Here is an 18,209-nt window from a genome sequence, read left to right as displayed (position 1 = left end):
ACCTATCAATGGTTACGATCTTAAACCGTCGATGTACTGTAACAACCGGTAAATAGTCTTTTTTTGTATGCTGCTTTATTCAGGTAATGTCTGCAAAGCTTGATTAAAGTAAGAAAAATTAAACAGATCTAGAAGCAAAAAGAGGGATATTCTATCCTTTCAGACTGAGTTATATCCGTTTGGGTTCCATGAAAAAGCTTTAATGAATTTTACTGACTAAATTGTATCTTTGTTGAATGTAAAACAGGCATGTAAAATGCCGGATATACTTAGCTTTGGGCTTGATCGCCTTCTGCTTTTTTGTGAAAAAAAGAAAAAAAATAGAACATTATGTCTTTTCGCTGGGTCTTTTCAGAACCCGAGAGGGAGGAGGCTGCATCCATACTTCAGGAGGAGCTGGGCATACCGCAAAAGATTGCCTATCTGCTAGCCCTGAGGGGTATAGATACTTATGATAAAGCCAAGTCTTTTTTCAGGCCGGATTTAGAATTAATACACGATCCTTTTTTGATGAAGGATATGGACAAGGCGACCGATCGTCTTGCTGAGGCCATCCGGGAAAGGGAGAAAATTATAGTTTACGGCGATTATGACGTTGACGGCACTACCGCGACTTCTATTCTCTATACTTTTCTTAAGGATTTTGGGGTGGATGTTGACTACTACATTCCTCATCGGTTTAAAGACGGATATGGAATTAACATAGAAGGTATTGAATATGCTGCCCAAAAAGAGGCCAAACTCATCGTTTCGGTTGACTGTGGCATAACAGCTGTTGAGGAAACCAAAATTGCCCGGCAAAAAGGTATTGACCTGATTATCTGTGATCACCACAATGTTGGAGATGAGATTCCCGATGCTGTTGCCGTTCTTGACCCTAAAAGAGAAGATTGTAACTATCCTTTTGACGGATTGTCCGGGGCGGGAGTAGGTTTTAAGCTGGTCCAGGGAACCATCCGCAAGCTTGGACTAAGCGACCAGCTGGCGTTTCAGTTTCTGGACCTGGTTGCAATTTCCACCGCATCTGATATCGTCCCCCTCGTTGACGAGAACCGCGTGTTGATGCGTCAGGGTTTGAAACGGATCAACACCGAACCTCGTGTTGGAGTCAAGGCCCTGCTGGATCTGATTCAAATGGAGGTCGGTTCTGTGAGCACTTCCAGTATTGTATTTTCTATCGGCCCGCGAATTAATGCTGCCGGAAGGATGGGTGATGCCGGCAAGGCAGTAAAGCTACTCATCGCAGAAACGCCTGAGGAAGCCAAAGCCAGGGCGCATGAGCTGGAGTCGATCAACATCAAAAGGAGGGATAAGGACAGCAAGACGATGGAAGAGGCCATGTCGATGGTCGACAAGAACTACAACCTGGAGAAAATTTCCTCCATGGTTTTGCACCATCCCGACTGGCACCTGGGTGTCATTGGAATTGTAGCATCACGTCTGGTGGATACTTTCTACCGACCTGCCATTATGCTCAGTACAGTCGATGGAAAGATTAAGGGTTCAGCTCGCAGTATTAAAGGATTTAATATCTATGAAGCATTGAAACAGTGTGAGGATTTACTGGAGCAGTTTGGCGGGCATGAATATGCTGCCGGGCTTACCATCAAGGAAGAAAACCTGATTGAGTTTAGAAAACGCATCGATGAAATTGCCTCCGGCATGCTCTCGGAACAGGATTTTGAACCGGAGCTACGCATCGACTGCGAATTGAAGCTGGAAGAAATTGACATGCGTTTTTGGAAGCTGATGAGCCAGTTCGAACCTTTTGGGCCTAGAAACCTGCGTCCAAACTTTGTAAGTCGGGATGTCAATGTAGTTGGTGTTCCAACGATCGTAGGTTCGGGACATTTGAAGATGAAAGTTTCGCAGAATGGATCCGGGGTGTTCGATGTGATCGGATTTAATATGCACGAGTACCTGCCTATTATCAGAAACTCAAAAAACAAGACCATTGATATCGCTTATTCTTTGGAAGAGAACTACTGGAACGGGCGCAGGTCATTACAAATCAGGCTTCGAGATATCCATCTCAGGAAAGATGAATAAAATCGGGAAGCGTACTTTTGTTATAGTTTAAAAGCTGTTATATTTGGCAACTCTAAAAGCAAGGGACTGTAGCTCAGTTGGTAGAGCATACGACTGAAAATCGTAGTGTCGGCGGTTCGATTCCGCCCGGTCCCACGCGAAGCCTTGCGGTTCTCGAAACCGCAAGGCTTTTTTTATGCCCTCCGTTTTACAAAGCCGAACATCTTAGAATTGTTTAATTGACTTCCAATAATGCCAAATGAAGGGCTATTCTGTAAGATTCTATTTGAAGAAATTAGCTCTTTTCATTATTTAAAAGCACAAGAGAGACTGTCGAATAGCATATTTATAGAAATAAATTGTGAAACATTAAGATTTTTTAATAATATACTCAAGAGATTAAAAAAAAAGATCTCATCGTTGGCTTAAAAGTTTGCAATCTGAGGTAATAGGTACTAAGAGAAGAGAGGATTCCCCATGAATGAAAAAACGTTAAAGAAAGTCCTCATCGTTGAGGACGATATGTTACTGTCCCTGGTAGAAGAACGTCTCATAGAGAAAATGGGTCATAAAGTAGTTGCAAAAGTGGGTTCGGGAAAAGAAGCAATTGTCAAGGCTAAAGAGCTTAAGCCCGATATCATTTTGATGGATATTGTCTTGAAAGGAGAGATTGATGGCATCGAAGCCATGGAAGAGATACGTAAGCACTCTCGAGTGCCCGTTGTTTACCTTTCCGGAAACTCTGATCGCTTCAATTTTGAAAGAGCTAAAAAGACCGGTTTCACAGATTATCTGGTTAAACCCATAACCAGCAACGATCTTTACAAGCCTTTTGAAAAAGCGTTCGCCAATAGTAAAAAAAGCAACAAAGATTCTGCCACACCGTCAAGAAATCGAGAAGTTGGGGTAAGTTAATCAATTCAATCGGAATGTCGGTGCTTTAAAAGCACTCTCCCGGTTTGTTTACCCTCTAGGATTTTCTGTATTTCCGGTTCTAAATTCTCCAGGGTAACTTCTCTGGTGATTTCTTCCATTATATCAAGTTTCCACTCCCCGGCAAGAAGATTCCATATTTTTCTACGCATGGACATCAGGCATATTCCTGAATCAATACCCATAAGGCTGACTCCTCTTAGGATGAACGGGTAAATACTGGTATTCAAATGATGTCCCAAAACATTGCCACAGCAGGCTACCGTACCGTTATGCCCGGTCTGGCGAATGACGGCGTCGAGCATCTTTCCGCCCACTGTATCAATGGCTCCGATCCATCGTGACGATAACAGTGCTTTATCAGACTGTGGATATACCTTATCCCGATTAATAACTTCATGGGCACCAATACTTTTCAGAAAATTTTCCTGCTCTTCAACCTTACCTGTTGCGGCAATGACCCGGTACTTCTCCTTGGAGAGAATTGCCACGGCAAGGCTGCCCACTCCACCGGTAGCCCCGGTAACCAGTACATTTCCACTATCCGGCTCTGTACCATTATGTTTGAGCTTATATACACCATAGGCGGCGGTAAACCCGGCCGTTCCATAAATCATACTTTCCCGGAGCGATAATCCATTTGGGAGAGGAACAACCCAGTCGCCGGGTACCCGGATGTACTCGCCGAATCCACCCGACGTGTTTTGTCCTAGGTCATAGCTGGTCACAATGACCTTGTCACCTTTACTAAACCGTTTGTCACTGCTCTGTTCAACGGCGCCGGCAGCATCAATGCCCGGAGTATGAGGATAATGTTGCGTAACCCCTCTATTCCCTGAAGCGGAAAGGGCATCTTTATAATTCAGTGATGAATATTGGACCCGGATCAGCACCTCATTGTCGGGAAGAGAAGATAATGGTCTCTCCTTGACCTGTCTTAGAAATTCACCGTTTTCATCTTGTTCAACGACCAGTGCTTTGAAAGTTTTTCTGCTCATATCGGTCAGTTAAATAACTTTTTCAACCATTTCAATTTACCGGAATAGGGAGCATATCGCATCGGGTTATCCGGCCAGGTCGGTTTTTTCACAATACTCTTCTTATGTGAAAAGAGATCAAAACTTCTCTTTCCATGATAACTGCCAAAACCGCTCTGCCCTAAACCGCCGAAGGGCAAGTTCAAATTACCCAAATGGGCTATAGTGTCGTTGATACAACCGCCACCGAATGGGAGTTCTTCTATAATTTTTTCCTGTAGGCTTTCATCTTCGCTAAAAAAGTAAAGGGATAGAGGTGAAGGCTTGCTTCTGACGGTTGCAATGATATCGGAAAGTTCTTTATAACTCATAACAGGCAGTATGGGTCCGAATATTTCTTCCTGCATTATGTTATCATTCCAATCAATATTTTTTAGTACGGTTGGAGCTATAAAGAGATCCTGCTCATTTGTTTGACCTCCGGTAACAAGTGTGCCGTCCTCAAGATATTTTTTCAGCCGGTTGAAATGTTTTGTGTTTATAATTCGAGCATAGTCAGGACTTTTTTCAGGTTCATATCCATAAAAGTTTCTGATTTCCTCAGTCAGATGTTTTAGCAGAGTTTCTTCAATATCTTCTTGGACATATATGTAGTCAGGCGCCACGCAGGTCTGTCCTGCATTGATGAATTTACCCCATGCAATCCGTTTTGCTGCAATTTCCACATCGGCGTCTGAATGGACAATGGCGGGGCTCTTGCCTCCCAGCTCCAGCGTAAGTGGTGTCAACTGTTCAGCCGCCTTTTTCATAATGATTTTTCCAACCCTTGTACTGCCGGTAAAAAAGATATAGTCGAGGGGTTCATTGAGTAGCCCTTGTGTTGTATCTACTGCTCCCTCAACTACGTTCAGGTAACCATCCTCAAAGTTGGAATTGATCATCTCCGCGAGAATTGTGGAGGTATGTCCGGATATTTCCGAGGGTTTGACGATAGTGCAATTACCTGCTGCGATGGCACCCAGGGCAGGGGAAAGGCTCAGTAATAAGGGGTAATTCCAAGCTCCGATCACCAGCGCCACGCCATAAGGTTGCGGGTAAATGTAGTTGCTCGATGGAAAGTTGATAAGCGATCCCGTTACACGCTCCGGTTCTGCCCAACTTTTTATGTGCTTGAGGATATGGTCAATCTCCCAATAGAGTATACCGATCTCGGCTCCATATGCTTCCAAAGAGGGCTTTCGAATATCTTGTTTAAGAGCCTCCAGTAAGTCATCTTCATAATCCTTAAGCACGGATTTCAGCTTTTTCAACTGCTCAATGCGAAAAGCGAGATCTCTTGTAGTGTTTTGATTGAAAAAGTCGCGCTGCTTCGAAACAAGCTCTGTGATACTACTCATTCCTATTCCTCCCTGTAAACCTGTCCATAGATGAATAAACTCTAAAAAATTTACCTGCCAACAAATCAAAAACCCTGGTGGGTAACACTCCTTTTAAGAAAGGTGTCAGTTTCACCATAAACGGCTCTCTGAGGATTATTTTATTATTTTTTACTGCGTTTATGATTTTTTCTGTGATTTCATCGGGATCAAGAAATGGTGTGAATAGCGGTGCCCTCACCCCCTCAAACATTCCTGTATCAATATAGCTGGGCTGTACTGTGGTAATCTTAACATTGCTCTTTGTCTGTTCCATTTCCAGCCGCAAGGATTCCGACCACCCGGTCACTGCCCACTTGCTGGCGGCATACACCGACATGTTTGGGTTACCCATCAGGGAAGAGGCGGAAGAAATATTAATAATGTGTCCTGACCTACGGTCAACCATTTCCTGCAGAAAAGCTCGTGCTGTTAACATCACTGCTTCAATATTTACAGATATCGTTTTCTGAATATCCTCAGAACTTTGATTCAGAAATGCTTTTCCAACCACTATTCCTGCATTATTGAATAGAATATCAATATCACCGATCTCTTCCTTAACCAGTGTGGCGGTTTTCTCTATTTCTGAGGCGTCTGAAAGATCCACTTTGTAGGTATGACAGATCCAACCCTCCTTCTTACATTCATCAGCCAAAGCCTGCATGGATTCTTCGTCAACATCCCATACTACCAGGTTTTTGGCTCCTTCCCTAAGACTTTTTAAGCTCAAAAGCCGTCCTATACCATTAGCTCCACCGGTGACCAATATATTCTTGTTCCTGAACGAACTCATAAATACACTTTCTCTGTAAGACTGTTTTTAAAAAGGTAAAATAATATATAAATCACGCGTATTCTTCATTAATAGGTTTTGTCATTATTCGCTGCTTCACGTATGTTCTAGATATTCAAAATAGTTTAAAAGAATGGAAAAGGATAGCCGGGAAAACTTGGAAAGACGTGTGCAGCGGCTTGAAAAAGAAGTGAAAGCGCTCAAAAGTCTTTTACAGGATCAGGAGTCAGCAGATTCTGTCACCCTCTCTTCTAAGACTGATAAGGTTACTCTTAAGAAATCTCCGTCCGCCTCTACGCCTAAGAAGGAGGTTACGGATACTTCTTTTACCGATAAAATTCAGCTGGGTGAAAACTGGCTTCAGCGATTGGGTATCGGGCTATTGCTGCTGGGTGTAGCTTTTCTATTCAAATATTCTATCGACCAGGGTTGGCTTATTCCACCTATTCGAAGCCTGATCGGTTTGGGAATCGGCTTATCATTATTCATTACCGGGCTACAGCTGGATGAAGCTAAAAATACCTTGAAGCAGATCTGCCTGGGAGGTGGGATTGCCACATTTTATATAACCGGCTTTGCAACATTTCAGCTCTACAGTTTTGCACCGGCAACTGTGGTCTGGATTTTTATGGTTGTGGTAACCCTTTTATCCTTATCGCTCTCACTTCAGCAAAACGAACCAATACTTTCAGTTGTTGGTACGCTGGGAGGTTTGGGCACACCTTTTATGCTCTATACCGGCAGCGGAAGTCTGTCTGCATTGATTGTATATACAGCTGTAATTCTTAGCGGTGCTTCGGCGATGTACGTGGTAAAAGGATGGAGATCATTGATTTGGACCATGACCCTGGGCAGCTTTTTAGTTATGCTGGTAGGTTTTTACAATAACATTATTGATATGGCAGAACCAATTTTTTCAGACCGTCTGTCATTACAAGCAGGTATCTTGATATGCCTTGCAGTACTTTGGGTTGTCCCTGTGTTTAGAGAAGTGTTAACAAAGCAGAGCCCGGATAAATGGCCCGATCCGACGTTTCAGAATAAAGACGGTTCGGTTGATGATTATGCAGCATATCTAAGCAACCCATCCGTTCAGCTTCTGGCATTGGTAGTTCCAATTGCCGGTTTTCTCTATTCGATGGGACTATGGAATATCTCAACAGAAGCTTGGGGCGTTATTGCCATGGCCTACTCTTTGGCAATTGGCTATATGTACCTGCCGCTGCGTAATGTGGAACTTATAAAACTTGCCTCCATTCATGGTTTTACGGCATTGATCCTGTTGACCATATCATTCTTTTTGTTGCTGGAGGGTGAGCTCTTGTTTATCGTACTGGCACTCGAAGGCTTAGGCTTGAGATTTATAGCCAGCAAAAATAAGGATGAAGAGCTGTCACTGAGCTCTCATCTACTGTTTGGCATCGTCACGGTCTGGATGCTGAATGAGTTTACCAGCTATCATCAGCCGGAGCTGGCTGTTTTTAACCTTCCGGCCCTTACACAGCTGATTATCATTGGCATAGTAGGACTGGCTGTCCCTGTTTGGCTGGATACCCGAAGCAGCAAGAGGATTTACAGATTGACGGCGCACCTTGGTCTATTGGGATGGTTTCTTTCAGAATTAACCTTACTTGAAAATGGGCATGCCTATGTTTCAGTATGCTGGGGAATCTATGCCATAGCCCTGCTGATATATGGCCTGACAAAAGAAAAAGATGATCTCAGGATGGCAGCGATGGGTACCATATTCCTAGTTGTGGGAAAATTATTTCTTATCGATCTATCCCAGCTTCAGGCGATATGGAGAATCTTACTCTTTATTGGGTTTGGAGCCCTGTTTTTATTAATCAGTTATTATGTGCAAAATAAATTTTTAAATGAGGATGTCCCCGCTGACCGAACCGGTGAGATCGAAATTTGAAAACTACTTGCAATGTATGTATAACATTAGGTTCAGGGATGTGAGCAACAGATTTATGAGTCGATAGGAAATGGAAAAGTTTTTAATTTCAAACGGAACATTAAACAAAAACAGATCGCCAATAAATAGAAATTGCGGTCTGATAAATACCAGGATAGAGCATTATGATAAGACAAGCTTCAATACTACTTCTTTTCACACTGGCAATGACTATGGCCTGTCAGCAGCAATTATCGGTTGAGCAAGCTGCGGAAAGCATAACGGAACAAAGCCTGATGGAGCCAATTGAAGTACTCTCTTCGGATGAGTTTCAGGGAAGAAGTACCGGTACGATTGGTGAAGAAAAGACAGTGAATTATCTGACCGAAAAATTTGAAGAAATGGGGCTTGAAGGAGGAATGCCTGATGGCAGCTATACCCAGGATGTGCCGCTCATCGGACAAACGACCGAACAGGATGCGCAAGTTAGGATTACTCGTAATGGAAGTACCGTTCACGAATTTGACTATTACACAGATTTTATGGCCTGGCCCAGTAACCTGGCAGAGAATGTCAGCATTGAGGATGCAGAGTTGGTATATGTAGGGTATGGGATTCAGGCACCTGAAGAAAACTGGGACGACTTTAAAGACACTGATGTTGAGGGCAAGATCCTGGTAGTAAAAAATAACGACCCCAATGAGGATCCCGGACTCTTCAAGGGAGAGACTCGCCTCTATTATGGGCGCTATGATTATAAGTACGAAAAGGCCCGGGAGATGGGGGCACTCGGTGTGCTGATTGTTCATACCACTCCATCTGCAGGGTACGGCTGGAGCGTGGTGGCCAACAGCTGGAGCCGGGAAAGATTTTACCTGAGGGGCAACGAAGCCATGCAAAATTCCCCAACCGAGTTTAATGGCTGGCTGACGGAAGAGGCTAGTACAGAGCTATTTAACAGCGCGGGTCTTGATCTGGAAGAACAGCTTCAGGCTGCCGAGAACAGGGACTTTGAGCCGGTTGCGATGAACGGACTGCGATTGAGCCTGGATCTTGAAGCGAGCTATCGCAATAAGGACGCAAAGAATGTGCTGGCTACTATTGAGGGTTCAGACAGTGATCTTAAAGAGCAGTATATGGTATTTACCGCTCATCATGATCACCTGGGAGTAACCCAGCCTGTGGAAGGAGATTCTATAAATAACGGCGCGCTGGATAATGCAGCAGGCGTGAGTGCGCTGCTGAACATGGCAGATGCCTACAAACAGATACAAGGTGATTTGAAGAGGTCGGTACTATTTCTGGTAGTAGGAGCGGAAGAAGTTGGTTTGTTAGGCTCGAGCTATTGGGCAGAACATCCCACTGTTCATCCCGGTAATGTTACTGCAAATATCAATCTCGATGGAATGAATGTATACGGTAAGACGAAAGATATTGTATTGGTCGGATACGGACGTAATTCGGTAAGTGACGTGATTGAAGCCGAGGCTGAGGAAGAAGGCAGGGTTGTAAAACCGGATCCTCATCCCGACCGTGGCTATTTTTATCGGTCAGACCATTTTCCTCTGGCCAAGAAGGGTATACCGGCCATTTTCCCGAACCCGGGCACCGAATTTGTAGACAAACCGGAGGGCTACAGTGCTACGGTGGACAGCCTATCTGACGCAAACTACCACTCTGTTAACGATGAAATCAACGAGTACTGGGACCTAAGCGGAATGGTGCAGAATGTACGTCTCTATTTTGAGGCCGGATATGAAATCATTAATGATACTGAAATGCAAAGCTGGCAGGAAGGGGATGAGTTCCAGCAGGCACGAATGGAGATGATTGAAGCTGCCCCAGAGTAGATCAATTTTTAGAATAAAAGAATGCGATGTTTTATTCGTTAATCATTGGAATAAAGCATCGTGTAAACGATATTATGCATTGTTATTTTTAACCGGTGTTCAGGGCACCACCGCTTTGGGTGCTCTACTGAAAAACGTCAAATGAATCAATAAAACAGTTATGAATCTTACCTCACTATTCAAACTAGCACTTTTATCCATCTTCGTAATAAGTTGTGGGAGCAATCAGAATGATGCTTCTGCCCAGGAGAGCAATACCAACGCAAAGCTGACACTCACAGAGTATAGCGACTACCAGTGTCCGGCATGTGCCTATTTTTATCCTATCGTAGATAGCCTAAAGCAGACCTATGGAAATGATTTGGAAGTGGTATACAAAGATTTCCCTTTGAACAGTCATCAATATGCTGCTCTGGCTGCACGGGCAGCAGAAGCAGCTAAAAACCAGGGGAAGTTTTTGGAAATGCACAACATGCTTTTTGAAAACCAGCGACAGTGGGCTTCCGGTGACGCCCAGTCACGAATTATCGGTTATGCCAAACAGATCGGTTTGGATATGAACCGGTTTGAGCAAGACCTGAATGCCGCGGAAACCCAGCAGGCAGTTATGGAGGAGAAACAGGAGGGAGTTCAGATGGGCGTTGATTCCACCCCGACTTTTTTCATCAACGGAGAAAAACTGCAGCAAAATCCGCCTTCTTTCCAGGATTTCAAGGCTCTTATTGATGTCTACATGAAGGATACTAATTAGTATGGTTTATGAATTTCTGAACAGGAGTCCACAATTCGATGAAAGTGTCTTTGTAGCCCCGAGTGCCGATATCATCGGTGATGTTACCTTGGGCAAAGAGAGTAGTGTATGGTTTAATGTGACCATCAGGGGCGATGTAAACTGGATTGAAATAGGCGACCGGTCCAACATTCAGGATAACACCTGTATCCATGTAATGAACCAGACGGGTCCCACCAGTATAGGAAGTGAAGTTACCGTGGGTCACAGTGCCATGATTCACGGTTGCACCATTCACGACAGGGTATTGATTGGCATACAAGCTACCATACTCGATAAGGCGGTTATTGAATCGGATGTAATTGTAGCCGCTGGAAGTCTTGTTCCACCGGGAAAACATCTTGAATCAGGATACCTCTACATGGGCTCACCGGTCAAAAAAGTCCGTAAATTAGAATCAGAAGAGCTAGAGTCTATTAAAGGACATGCGGATAACTATGTAAAATACGCCCGTGCCTACCAGCAGAAAGATACCTACGAAGAGAATCCGTTTTACGAGCCGAAGACATAGGTGAATTCTAAATGTTGAATTAAGCAGAAGAATTATAGTCAACAGCTGCATAGTACTCATAATGCATTTGTTCAATTTATATACGCCCATTCTAATATCATAACTTGACTGATATATTGAAGTAATTTAGTGTGTCCAGCATCCAGCATCCAGCATCCAGTATTTAACATTTAAAATCGACCCATCTTGTCGGGTATTTATCTTCACATACCGTTTTGCAAGCAGTCTTGCTCATACTGTGATTTTTATTTCGTTACGCGAACGGGAGAACAGCCTGATTTTGTGGAAAGCATGGTGCGCGAGATTCATAGCTATGCTGACACCGACTTTGTCAACGAAAAAGTAGAGACACTGTATATCGGGGGCGGCACACCATCCTTGCTATCAACCGAACAGTTGGAACAGTTGATGGAGGCTGTCCGTGACACTTTTGACACGGATATCCGGGAGACGACAATTGAAATGAATCCCGATGATGTGACGAAGGAATATCTTGATGCATTGAGGGACATGGGTATCAACAGGGTAAGCATGGGGGTACAAAGTTTCAATCCCGAATTACTGAAATTCATGAACCGAGCCCATGACCGGCAGGAAGCTTTGAAGTGCCTGGAGCTCTTGAGTAAATCCGGTTTTCAGACTTTTACTGTAGATCTTATTTATGGCAATCCGGGGCAGAGCCTGGAAGAGCTTGAAGATGATGTCCGCGAGCTGCTGCAATTCGATCCTCCCCATGTTTCGGCGTACTCCCTTACCATAGAGTCCGGAACCCGGCTGGGCAAACAGGTTGAGCTGGGACGCCTGACACCGCCGGAAGATGATAAGGTTTCAGATCATTTTATGCTCCTAAATGAACTGCTATCGAATGCCGGTGTTTACCGCTATGAAGTAAGTAACTATAGCAAGCCTGGACACGAAGCTATTCATAACAGCAACTATTGGAAGCACCATAACTATATCGGGATGGGTCCGGGTGCTCACTCTTTTTGGTGGGAACAGGATGCCTTAGCAGAACGCTGGAATAACAAAGCCGATCTAAGGAACTATATAAAGTTCAAACAAACTGCGAACAGAGATAATATTACTGAAGAGAAAGATAACTTAAGCCGGCTAGAATTATCTGAAGAGCGAATCATGATGGGCTTGAGAACCCGGGAAGGTATAACGCTTAAGGAAATGGAGGAGCGCTATGGATACCTTTTTGGTGAACGGCAAATAGAATATCTCAGAAAGAGAGCCTCAGAGGGTAAAGTAAATCTAACGAAAGATGGCAGAATAGTTCTTACCGATATAGGCATTGTGATTGCGGATGCCATCATACTGGATCTGATAACCCTGCATTAATAAGATTTTTGCTAGGCAATCTGTCTTAAATCTTCTTAAGCGGTATAAAATTACCGGCATTGAGGCAGTGAAGATTCATTGCTTTTTAGTCATAAATAGAACATTTTTGGGGCGCATAAACTAAGGTGTGGCAACAACTTAAATCACCCCGGCACATGAAAAATAGTTTCAGGGCTTTTATGAGCGGTATCATTGATTATGCGGGATTATTTCCTCCTGCTGATCTCTCTCTGGATCCCGCTATCAGAAATTTTGCAGCCTACCGAAAAAGTGAAAAAGCCTGGATGCTCTCTCGCTTCATAATCCCTGCCGCAACGTTGAATGATCTGGAGGTGTATGGAGAAGAACTTTTCAAGGAAGGCGAGCCATTTCGCTTCTCTGTTTTGGGTGGCGGGACAGAAACACTGAATGATTTTGAAAGTGAAATTGGAAGGGTATTCAAAAGTTGCAATGATTTTAACGACGGGCATGGCCGACATGTAGTTACTGAGGTATTGGAAATAAAGCTCCCCAAAGAAGCTGTGTTGAGCGGTGATTCAGATTTGATCAGCAGCGTGTTGGACATGACCCACCAGGCAAGCAGTCAATACTCCGGGAGTCCACAAACAGTATTTTTTGAAGGTTTTTATGAGGAGAGCTGGGAAAAGGATATTGAAACGGTGCTCGGGGCTCTTTCAGAATTTAATGAAAAACATCAGAGTGATTCCGACATGCTTCATGTGGGTTATAAGTTGCGTTGCGGTGGTACGCAGGCTGACATGTTCCCGGGAGTGGAAAAAGTGGCTTATAGCATCAACGCTTGTAGAGAATATAATCTGGCCCTTAAATGTACCGCCGGACTCCACCATCCGGTACGTCACTATCATGATAGCGTTCAGACCAAAATGCACGGTTTTTTTAATGTCTTCGGGGGAGCACTGCTCGCCTATGCTTATGACCTGAATAATGAGGAGCTTTCAGAAATAATCAGTGAAGAAGATCCCGACCACTTTTCATTCACTAACGAGCATTTTAGCTGGAAAGACCTTTCAATTACCACCGAAGATATCCGTGAACTTCGGGAGGTGGCAGTCACTTCATTCGGCAGCTGCAGTTTTGAGGAGCCTATTGAAGATCTGCAAAAGTTAAATCTATTATAATTGTAATTGAATGTTGAATTGAGTTATAGCCTCTTGATTCGGGTTTCGAATATTCCTTTCAATTCATAATTCATGATTTTTAAATCTTAATTCAAAATTACAGAGATGCATCCAACCAACGACCCTGATTTGAGATCTTTTATTGATGTCGCACCTGAATCGCATTTCCCTATTCAGAATCTGCCTTATGGGGTTTGTCGCCCAAAAGAAGGTGGCGAGGTTTATATATGTACCGCCATCGGAAATTATGTGCTTAATCTGGCTGAACTGGAGCAGGCGGGAGTCTTTGATGGGCCGCAACTGGACGGTAAAAGGGTGTTTTCCGAGCGAACACTCAATAAATTCATGTCACTGAACCGTGCTGCTTGGCTTGAAGCCCGTACAACCATCAGTAACCTGCTGAGTGCTGACGAGCCAACACTACGGGATAATCAGAGTCTACGTGAGGAGGTACTGATTCCTATGGACGAGGTTGAAATGTTGATGCCGGTTGATATTGGGGATTATACGGACTTCTACTCATCAGAACAGCATGCGTTCAATGTGGGAACCATGTTTCGTGGGCCTGAGAATGCCCTGAAACCCAATTGGAAACACCTGCCGGTAGGTTATCACGGTCGAGCCAGTTCGGTGGTACTCAGTGGTACCAACTTGCACCGGCCGCAGGGTCAAGTGCTGGGTGAGGACGGCGAGACGCCTGAATTCAGTGCCAGTAAACTCTTGGACTTCGAACTTGAGATGGGTTTCGTAACCGGACCCGGAAATCAGCTTGGAGATCCGATTCCTGTCAGTGAGACAAGGGAGCATATATTTGGACTCATGATCGTCAATGACTGGAGTGCCAGAGACATTCAGAAATGGGAGTATCAGCCTTTAGGTCCATTTTTAGCAAAGAATTGGGCTACTTCGGTTTCTCCGTGGATCGTAACGCTTGATGCTCTGCAACCTTTTAAAACGGAGGGCCCCGAACAGGATCCCGAGCCTATGTCATATCTGAAAAGCGATGAAGGATGGTATGACATCAAGCTGGATGTATTTCTACAAGGAGAGAAAATGGACAAGCCGCACAAGATAGCTGCTTCCAATTATAAGAATCTGTATTGGAGCATGAACCAGCAGCTGGCTCATCATACTATAACCGGTTGCAACGTGCAGCCAGGAGATCTCCTCGCCTCAGGAACGATCAGCGGTGAGACCGAAGATTCCTACGGAAGTATGCTGGAGCTAAGCTGGAAGGGTGAAAAGCCTCTCAAGTTTCCCAATGGCGAGCAACGTACTTTTATTCAGGACGGCGATACCATAACCATGACCGGCTATGCCCAGGGCGAAGGGTATCGAGTTGGCTTCGGCGAAGTTACCGGCAAAATTAAGCCCGCAAAAGAGCTGAAGTTTTAAGAAGCAAAATCGGAAACGGAGAAAGGGGGAAAAGAGACCGGATAAAAAGAAAGTGTGGTCCGGTAAATGCAAAAACATTGGCCCTTTTAAAATGCAAAATTAAGGCTGTTTCAAGCGTCTACGCTTGAAACACTTATGACAAGCGTGGACGCTTGTCATAGCATCAGTGATTGATTGAACCAGTCTAATTTGAGATGTCCCTATTGCCGTTGACCATTTGTCCGGACTCCGGTCTCCCTTATACTCTATACCTTGCCATTTACTTAATCAGTGTCATCTTCTTCACCAGTACCTTCTGGTCGGTTACCAGCTGGTAAAAGTAGACACCTGAGGCCAGGTTGCTTCCGTTGAAACGGACATCGCGGTAAAAACCTGCCGGTCTCTCTTCGTCTACAAGCGTAGAAACCAGTCTGCCGGTAATGTCATATACTTTCAATTGTACTCTTGACTGGGTGCTTAAATTGAATGGAATAACAGTGCCAGGATTAAAGGGATTCGGGTAGTTTTGGATAAGAGAAATGGCTTCCGGAATATCTGAAGTTACTTTTAGACGGTAACTGTCTCCAAGATTCTCATTCCCGTTTCCTATCACTATTCCCAGTCTGCTAATACTGCTCCACTCCCATGGCGTTTGCTGTACAATGCCCTGGTTGCCGCCCCCGGTCATAATCTGTTGCTCTGTGCTACCGTCTTTCAGATAGGCAATCAACCCGAGGCCGGTTGAAGCATTGGATCTGCTGAGCTCAACTCTGATAAAGCCTTCCGACTCCTGTCCGGGACTTAACTCAATATAGTTCGCTGCAAATTTCTGAAGGCCGACAGAAGTAGTGGTACTGTCTTTACCGCTGAAACGTTCTTTAATGGTCGGATTCGGATACAACGTGCGTTCCTCAAATCCATAGTTATCGACACTGTTCAACTGTCCGGCCGCAAGGTGCCAGAGATGGGATTCTATATAATCTCGCTGAAAAATATCGGCACTTCCCAGCACAGATTGTATGGCTTCTGTAAAACGGGTGCCGGTAGGGTTTTGCTGCAAACGATCCCATACTTGAGGCCAAAAATCCGGTCCGTACTTCTCCTCAAAATATAGAGCCCAGGATACATGAAAGTATGAACCCGGATAAAAAGAGTTCTGCGGGTTTTCGAAAATAGAGCTTGAGTTGTTCAGGTAGTTATAGTAATCGTTGACATTATCATACACTACCTCTTCCATAAGGGTGGCATCCATCTCAACCCAGCGGTCGCTTTCTCCGGCCCACTCCGTCGCCACATACTGAATAGCATGTTTCAGCTCATGAGCAATAGTAACTTTAAGGGCACCGATGGGATTTCCCTCAGGATCGGTATTAGGAGGGAAATTCTGGAAGTTGTTGTGAACCTCAATATAAGTTGTGTTTCCTGAGATAGCTGTTTGGCCATAAAAACCGAAATTCCGGAAATAGATATCGTAGGGGTCACCGGGTATTATAGGATCGGAGTAATTTAGTGTGGCTATTTGATGCCGCCATGAGGAGTCTGCTGCTATACCTGCCTGTTCTACATAATCGGGGATTCCATTTGCCGGACTGGTATCATCAAGCGGAACAGCATCAGTACCTGAAGTCTCATAGTGAAATAAAAACATTCCTGAAGGCGAAAGATACGTCTCTTGGGCTTGCGTAACTGAAGTACCGGTGAGGGTTTCAATTTCAGTAACTGTCGACTCAGATAGCTGATTCTTGTGTTTTATAAAATCAACTTGGGCCGGTGTTCCGCATTTAACGTATTCTTGATCACCTATAGTAAACTCTGATGGCAGCTTTTCCTTTTTTAATCCGGCATAAAATTTATAGAGTATCTTTTGGTCCAGGTTGATCCGTCCATCCCGGTAGGCCTTATCAATATCATGCATGATTCGATGACTATGACTGTCGACCGGTTGCTGAGCCCTAACTTCAGTGGCTGCCAGGATTAGCAACAGTGCGCATAATATTATGGTTGGAATTCGTTGTAATGACATCAGTATAGTATGAAAATCAAAAGATGAAATAGGTTCATTTCTTGACGAATAAGTCTTATTTTTGCCATCTGCAAAAAGGAAACCACTAAGAAGCAAAGTGCACTTAATGCCTTAGTGGTAAGTAAATAAAACAAATTATGTACGAAGTTATACTTTATTACAAATTTAACAAAATTGATGACCCCGAGACCTTTTGCGAAGAGCATAAAAGCTTTTGTAAAGACTTGGGCGTCAAAGGTCGCATATATATCAGTGAAGAAGGAATTAACGGTACCCTGGGAGGTACTCCTGAGCAGGTTGCAACCTACAAAGAACACCTGACTTCCTTACCCGGTTTTGATAACATCGATTTCAAGACGGATGAGAGTGACTATATTCCATTCGCCAAATTAATTTGCAAGACCCGGGATGAAATAGTAGCCTTGCACAAAGAGGATGTGGATCCGGCCCGTGGCGGGAAATATCTTGAACCTCACGAGTGGAGGGAGGTATTGGAGAGTGACGAAGATTATGTGCTTATTGATGTACGGAATGACTATGAATCAAAGATCGGACATTTTGAAGGAGCCATAACTCCTAATGTCGAAAACTTCTATGAATTTCCGGAATGGGTGGATAATCTTGAAATCGACAAGGACAAAAAGGTTTTAATGTACTGTACGGGCGGTATCCGATGTGAAAAATTTTCGGTACTCATGAAGGAAAAAGGCTGGGACGATGTGAACCAGCTGCACGGTGGAATTTTACGCTATGGTAAAGAAGAGGGTGGCGTACACTTCAAGGGGAAATGCTTTGTTTTTGACGATCGGCTTGTGGTCCCCGTCAATGAAAAAGATATGGAGCCTATAGCCGAGTGTGAAATCACCGGAAAGCCGGCTGATACCTATATTAATTGTGCCAATATGCAGTGCAACAAACTGTTTGTCTGTTCCGAAGAAGGGGCTCGCAAAATGGAGGGTTGCTGTAGTGAAGAGTGTCGGCAGAGTGAATATAAGCGCCCTTTTGACCCGGAAAATGCATTTCGACCTTTTCGTAAATGGTATAACTATTTTGATGAGGATTTTAAGGAGCGGGAGTTGGAAGAAAAGAAGTAGCCTTCCTTCTTAGACATGCCAAGTTTTAAAAACTT

14 protein-coding genes and 1 tRNA gene are annotated in these 18,209 nt (G+C 44.1%); 11 read left to right on the top strand and 4 right to left on the bottom strand.

Features of this window, described 5'->3' with window-relative positions; all coding sequences use genetic code 11:
- Positions 1–330: 330 nt before the first annotated feature.
- The 3 genes from recJ to G3570_RS13480 all read left to right on the top strand — a co-directional run bounded on the left by recJ (position 331) and on the right by G3570_RS13480 (position 2,943).
- Positions 331–2,049, top strand: coding sequence for a single-stranded-DNA-specific exonuclease RecJ (gene recJ / locus G3570_RS13490; RefSeq protein ID WP_165143234.1), 1,719 nt, complete (start codon positions 331–333; stop codon positions 2,047–2,049).
- Positions 2,050–2,111: 62 nt separating this feature from the next.
- Positions 2,112–2,184: transfer RNA gene (locus G3570_RS13485), tRNA-Phe, on the top strand.
- Positions 2,185–2,505: 321 nt separating this feature from the next.
- A complete protein-coding gene (locus G3570_RS13480; protein ID WP_165143232.1) occupies positions 2,506–2,943 on the top strand; it encodes a response regulator in 438 nt (145 codons plus the stop codon).
- Positions 2,944–2,948: 5 nt separating this feature from the next.
- Here the strand turns inward: G3570_RS13480 and G3570_RS13475 are convergent, their stop codons facing one another.
- The 3 genes from G3570_RS13475 to G3570_RS13465 are packed head-to-tail and all read right to left on the bottom strand — an operon-like array spanning position 2,949 to position 6,149.
- Positions 2,949–3,959: a YhdH/YhfP family quinone oxidoreductase gene (locus G3570_RS13475; protein WP_165143230.1), complete on the bottom strand. Its 1,011-nt coding sequence runs from the start codon at positions 3,957–3,959 to the stop codon at positions 2,949–2,951.
- Positions 3,960–3,964: 5 nt separating this feature from the next.
- A complete protein-coding gene (locus tag G3570_RS13470; RefSeq protein ID WP_165143228.1) occupies positions 3,965–5,335 on the bottom strand; it encodes an aldehyde dehydrogenase in 1,371 nt (456 codons plus the stop codon).
- On the bottom strand, positions 5,328–6,149 hold the full coding sequence (locus G3570_RS13465; protein WP_165143226.1) for an SDR family oxidoreductase: 822 nt from the start codon (positions 6,147–6,149) through the stop codon (positions 5,328–5,330). Before G3570_RS13465 ends, G3570_RS13470 begins: the two co-directional genes overlap by 8 nt.
- 133 nt (positions 6,150–6,282) lie before the next feature.
- Here G3570_RS13465 and G3570_RS13460 point away from each other — a divergent pair, with 133 nt between their 5' ends.
- From G3570_RS13460 to fahA, 7 genes are all read left to right on the top strand, one after another.
- Entirely contained in the window at positions 6,283–8,070 is a 1,788-nt protein-coding gene (locus G3570_RS13460; RefSeq protein WP_165143224.1) for a DUF2339 domain-containing protein, read from the top strand.
- A 164-nt stretch (positions 8,071–8,234) separates the two neighbouring features.
- The gene (locus tag G3570_RS13455; protein WP_165143222.1) at positions 8,235–9,899 is read left to right on the top strand and encodes a M28 family peptidase; all 1,665 of its coding nucleotides are present in this window, start codon (positions 8,235–8,237) and stop codon (positions 9,897–9,899) included.
- Positions 9,900–10,059: 160 nt separating this feature from the next.
- On the top strand, positions 10,060–10,650 hold the full coding sequence (locus G3570_RS13450; protein WP_165143220.1) for a DsbA family protein: 591 nt from the start codon (positions 10,060–10,062) through the stop codon (positions 10,648–10,650).
- Position 10,651: 1 nt separating this feature from the next.
- Entirely contained in the window at positions 10,652–11,200 is a 549-nt protein-coding gene (locus G3570_RS13445; protein WP_165143218.1) for a gamma carbonic anhydrase family protein, read from the top strand.
- A 186-nt stretch (positions 11,201–11,386) separates the two neighbouring features.
- Complete coding sequence (gene hemW, locus G3570_RS13440; RefSeq protein WP_165143216.1) at positions 11,387–12,544, top strand: radical SAM family heme chaperone HemW; 1,158 nt, start codon at positions 11,387–11,389, stop codon at positions 12,542–12,544.
- 155 nt (positions 12,545–12,699) lie between these two features.
- The gene (locus G3570_RS13435) at positions 12,700–13,683 is read left to right on the top strand and encodes a hypothetical protein (protein WP_165143214.1); all 984 of its coding nucleotides are present in this window, start codon (positions 12,700–12,702) and stop codon (positions 13,681–13,683) included.
- 105 nt (positions 13,684–13,788) lie between these two features.
- A complete protein-coding gene (gene fahA / locus G3570_RS13430; RefSeq protein WP_165143212.1) occupies positions 13,789–15,078 on the top strand; it encodes a fumarylacetoacetase in 1,290 nt (429 codons plus the stop codon).
- Between the two features lie 259 nt (positions 15,079–15,337).
- Here fahA and G3570_RS13425 read toward each other — a convergent pair whose 3' ends face one another.
- Positions 15,338–17,080, bottom strand: coding sequence for a T9SS type A sorting domain-containing protein (locus tag G3570_RS13425; RefSeq protein ID WP_165143210.1), 1,743 nt, complete (start codon positions 17,078–17,080; stop codon positions 15,338–15,340).
- A 137-nt stretch (positions 17,081–17,217) separates the two neighbouring features.
- Between G3570_RS13425 and trhO the strand changes: the two genes are divergently transcribed.
- Positions 17,218–18,174: an oxygen-dependent tRNA uridine(34) hydroxylase TrhO gene (trhO, locus tag G3570_RS13420; RefSeq protein ID WP_165143208.1), complete on the top strand. Its 957-nt coding sequence runs from the start codon at positions 17,218–17,220 to the stop codon at positions 18,172–18,174.
- The last annotated feature ends 35 nt before the right edge of the window (positions 18,175–18,209 follow it).

Source organism: Halalkalibaculum roseum, assembly GCF_011059145.1.
Classification (GTDB): domain Bacteria; phylum Bacteroidota; class Rhodothermia; order Balneolales; family Balneolaceae; genus Halalkalibaculum; species Halalkalibaculum roseum.
This window is presented reverse-complemented; position numbering and strand designations above follow the sequence as displayed.

Bases quoted from the DNA above. Each gene is read 5' to 3' on its own strand.
- recJ (WP_165143234.1), top strand. From the start codon at position 331: ATGTCTTTTCGCTGGGTCTTTTCAGAACCCGAGAGGGAGGAGGCTGCA.
- G3570_RS13480 (WP_165143232.1), top strand. From the start codon at position 2,506: ATGAATGAAAAAACGTTAAAGAAAGTCCTCATCGTTGAGGACGATATG.
- G3570_RS13475 (WP_165143230.1), bottom strand. From the start codon at position 3,959: ATGAGCAGAAAAACTTTCAAAGCACTGGTCGTTGAACAAGATGAAAAC.
- G3570_RS13470 (WP_165143228.1), bottom strand. From the start codon at position 5,335: ATGAGTAGTATCACAGAGCTTGTTTCGAAGCAGCGCGACTTTTTCAAT.
- G3570_RS13465 (WP_165143226.1), bottom strand. From the start codon at position 6,149: ATGAGTTCGTTCAGGAACAAGAATATATTGGTCACCGGTGGAGCTAAT.
- G3570_RS13460 (WP_165143224.1), top strand. From the start codon at position 6,283: ATGGAAAAGGATAGCCGGGAAAACTTGGAAAGACGTGTGCAGCGGCTT.
- G3570_RS13455 (WP_165143222.1), top strand. From the start codon at position 8,235: ATGATAAGACAAGCTTCAATACTACTTCTTTTCACACTGGCAATGACT.
- G3570_RS13450 (WP_165143220.1), top strand. From the start codon at position 10,060: ATGAATCTTACCTCACTATTCAAACTAGCACTTTTATCCATCTTCGTA.
- G3570_RS13445 (WP_165143218.1), top strand. From the start codon at position 10,652: ATGGTTTATGAATTTCTGAACAGGAGTCCACAATTCGATGAAAGTGTC.
- G3570_RS13435 (WP_165143214.1), top strand. From the start codon at position 12,700: ATGAAAAATAGTTTCAGGGCTTTTATGAGCGGTATCATTGATTATGCG.
- fahA (WP_165143212.1), top strand. From the start codon at position 13,789: ATGCATCCAACCAACGACCCTGATTTGAGATCTTTTATTGATGTCGCA.
- G3570_RS13425 (WP_165143210.1), bottom strand. From the start codon at position 17,080: ATGTCATTACAACGAATTCCAACCATAATATTATGCGCACTGTTGCTA.
- trhO (WP_165143208.1), top strand. From the start codon at position 17,218: ATGTACGAAGTTATACTTTATTACAAATTTAACAAAATTGATGACCCC.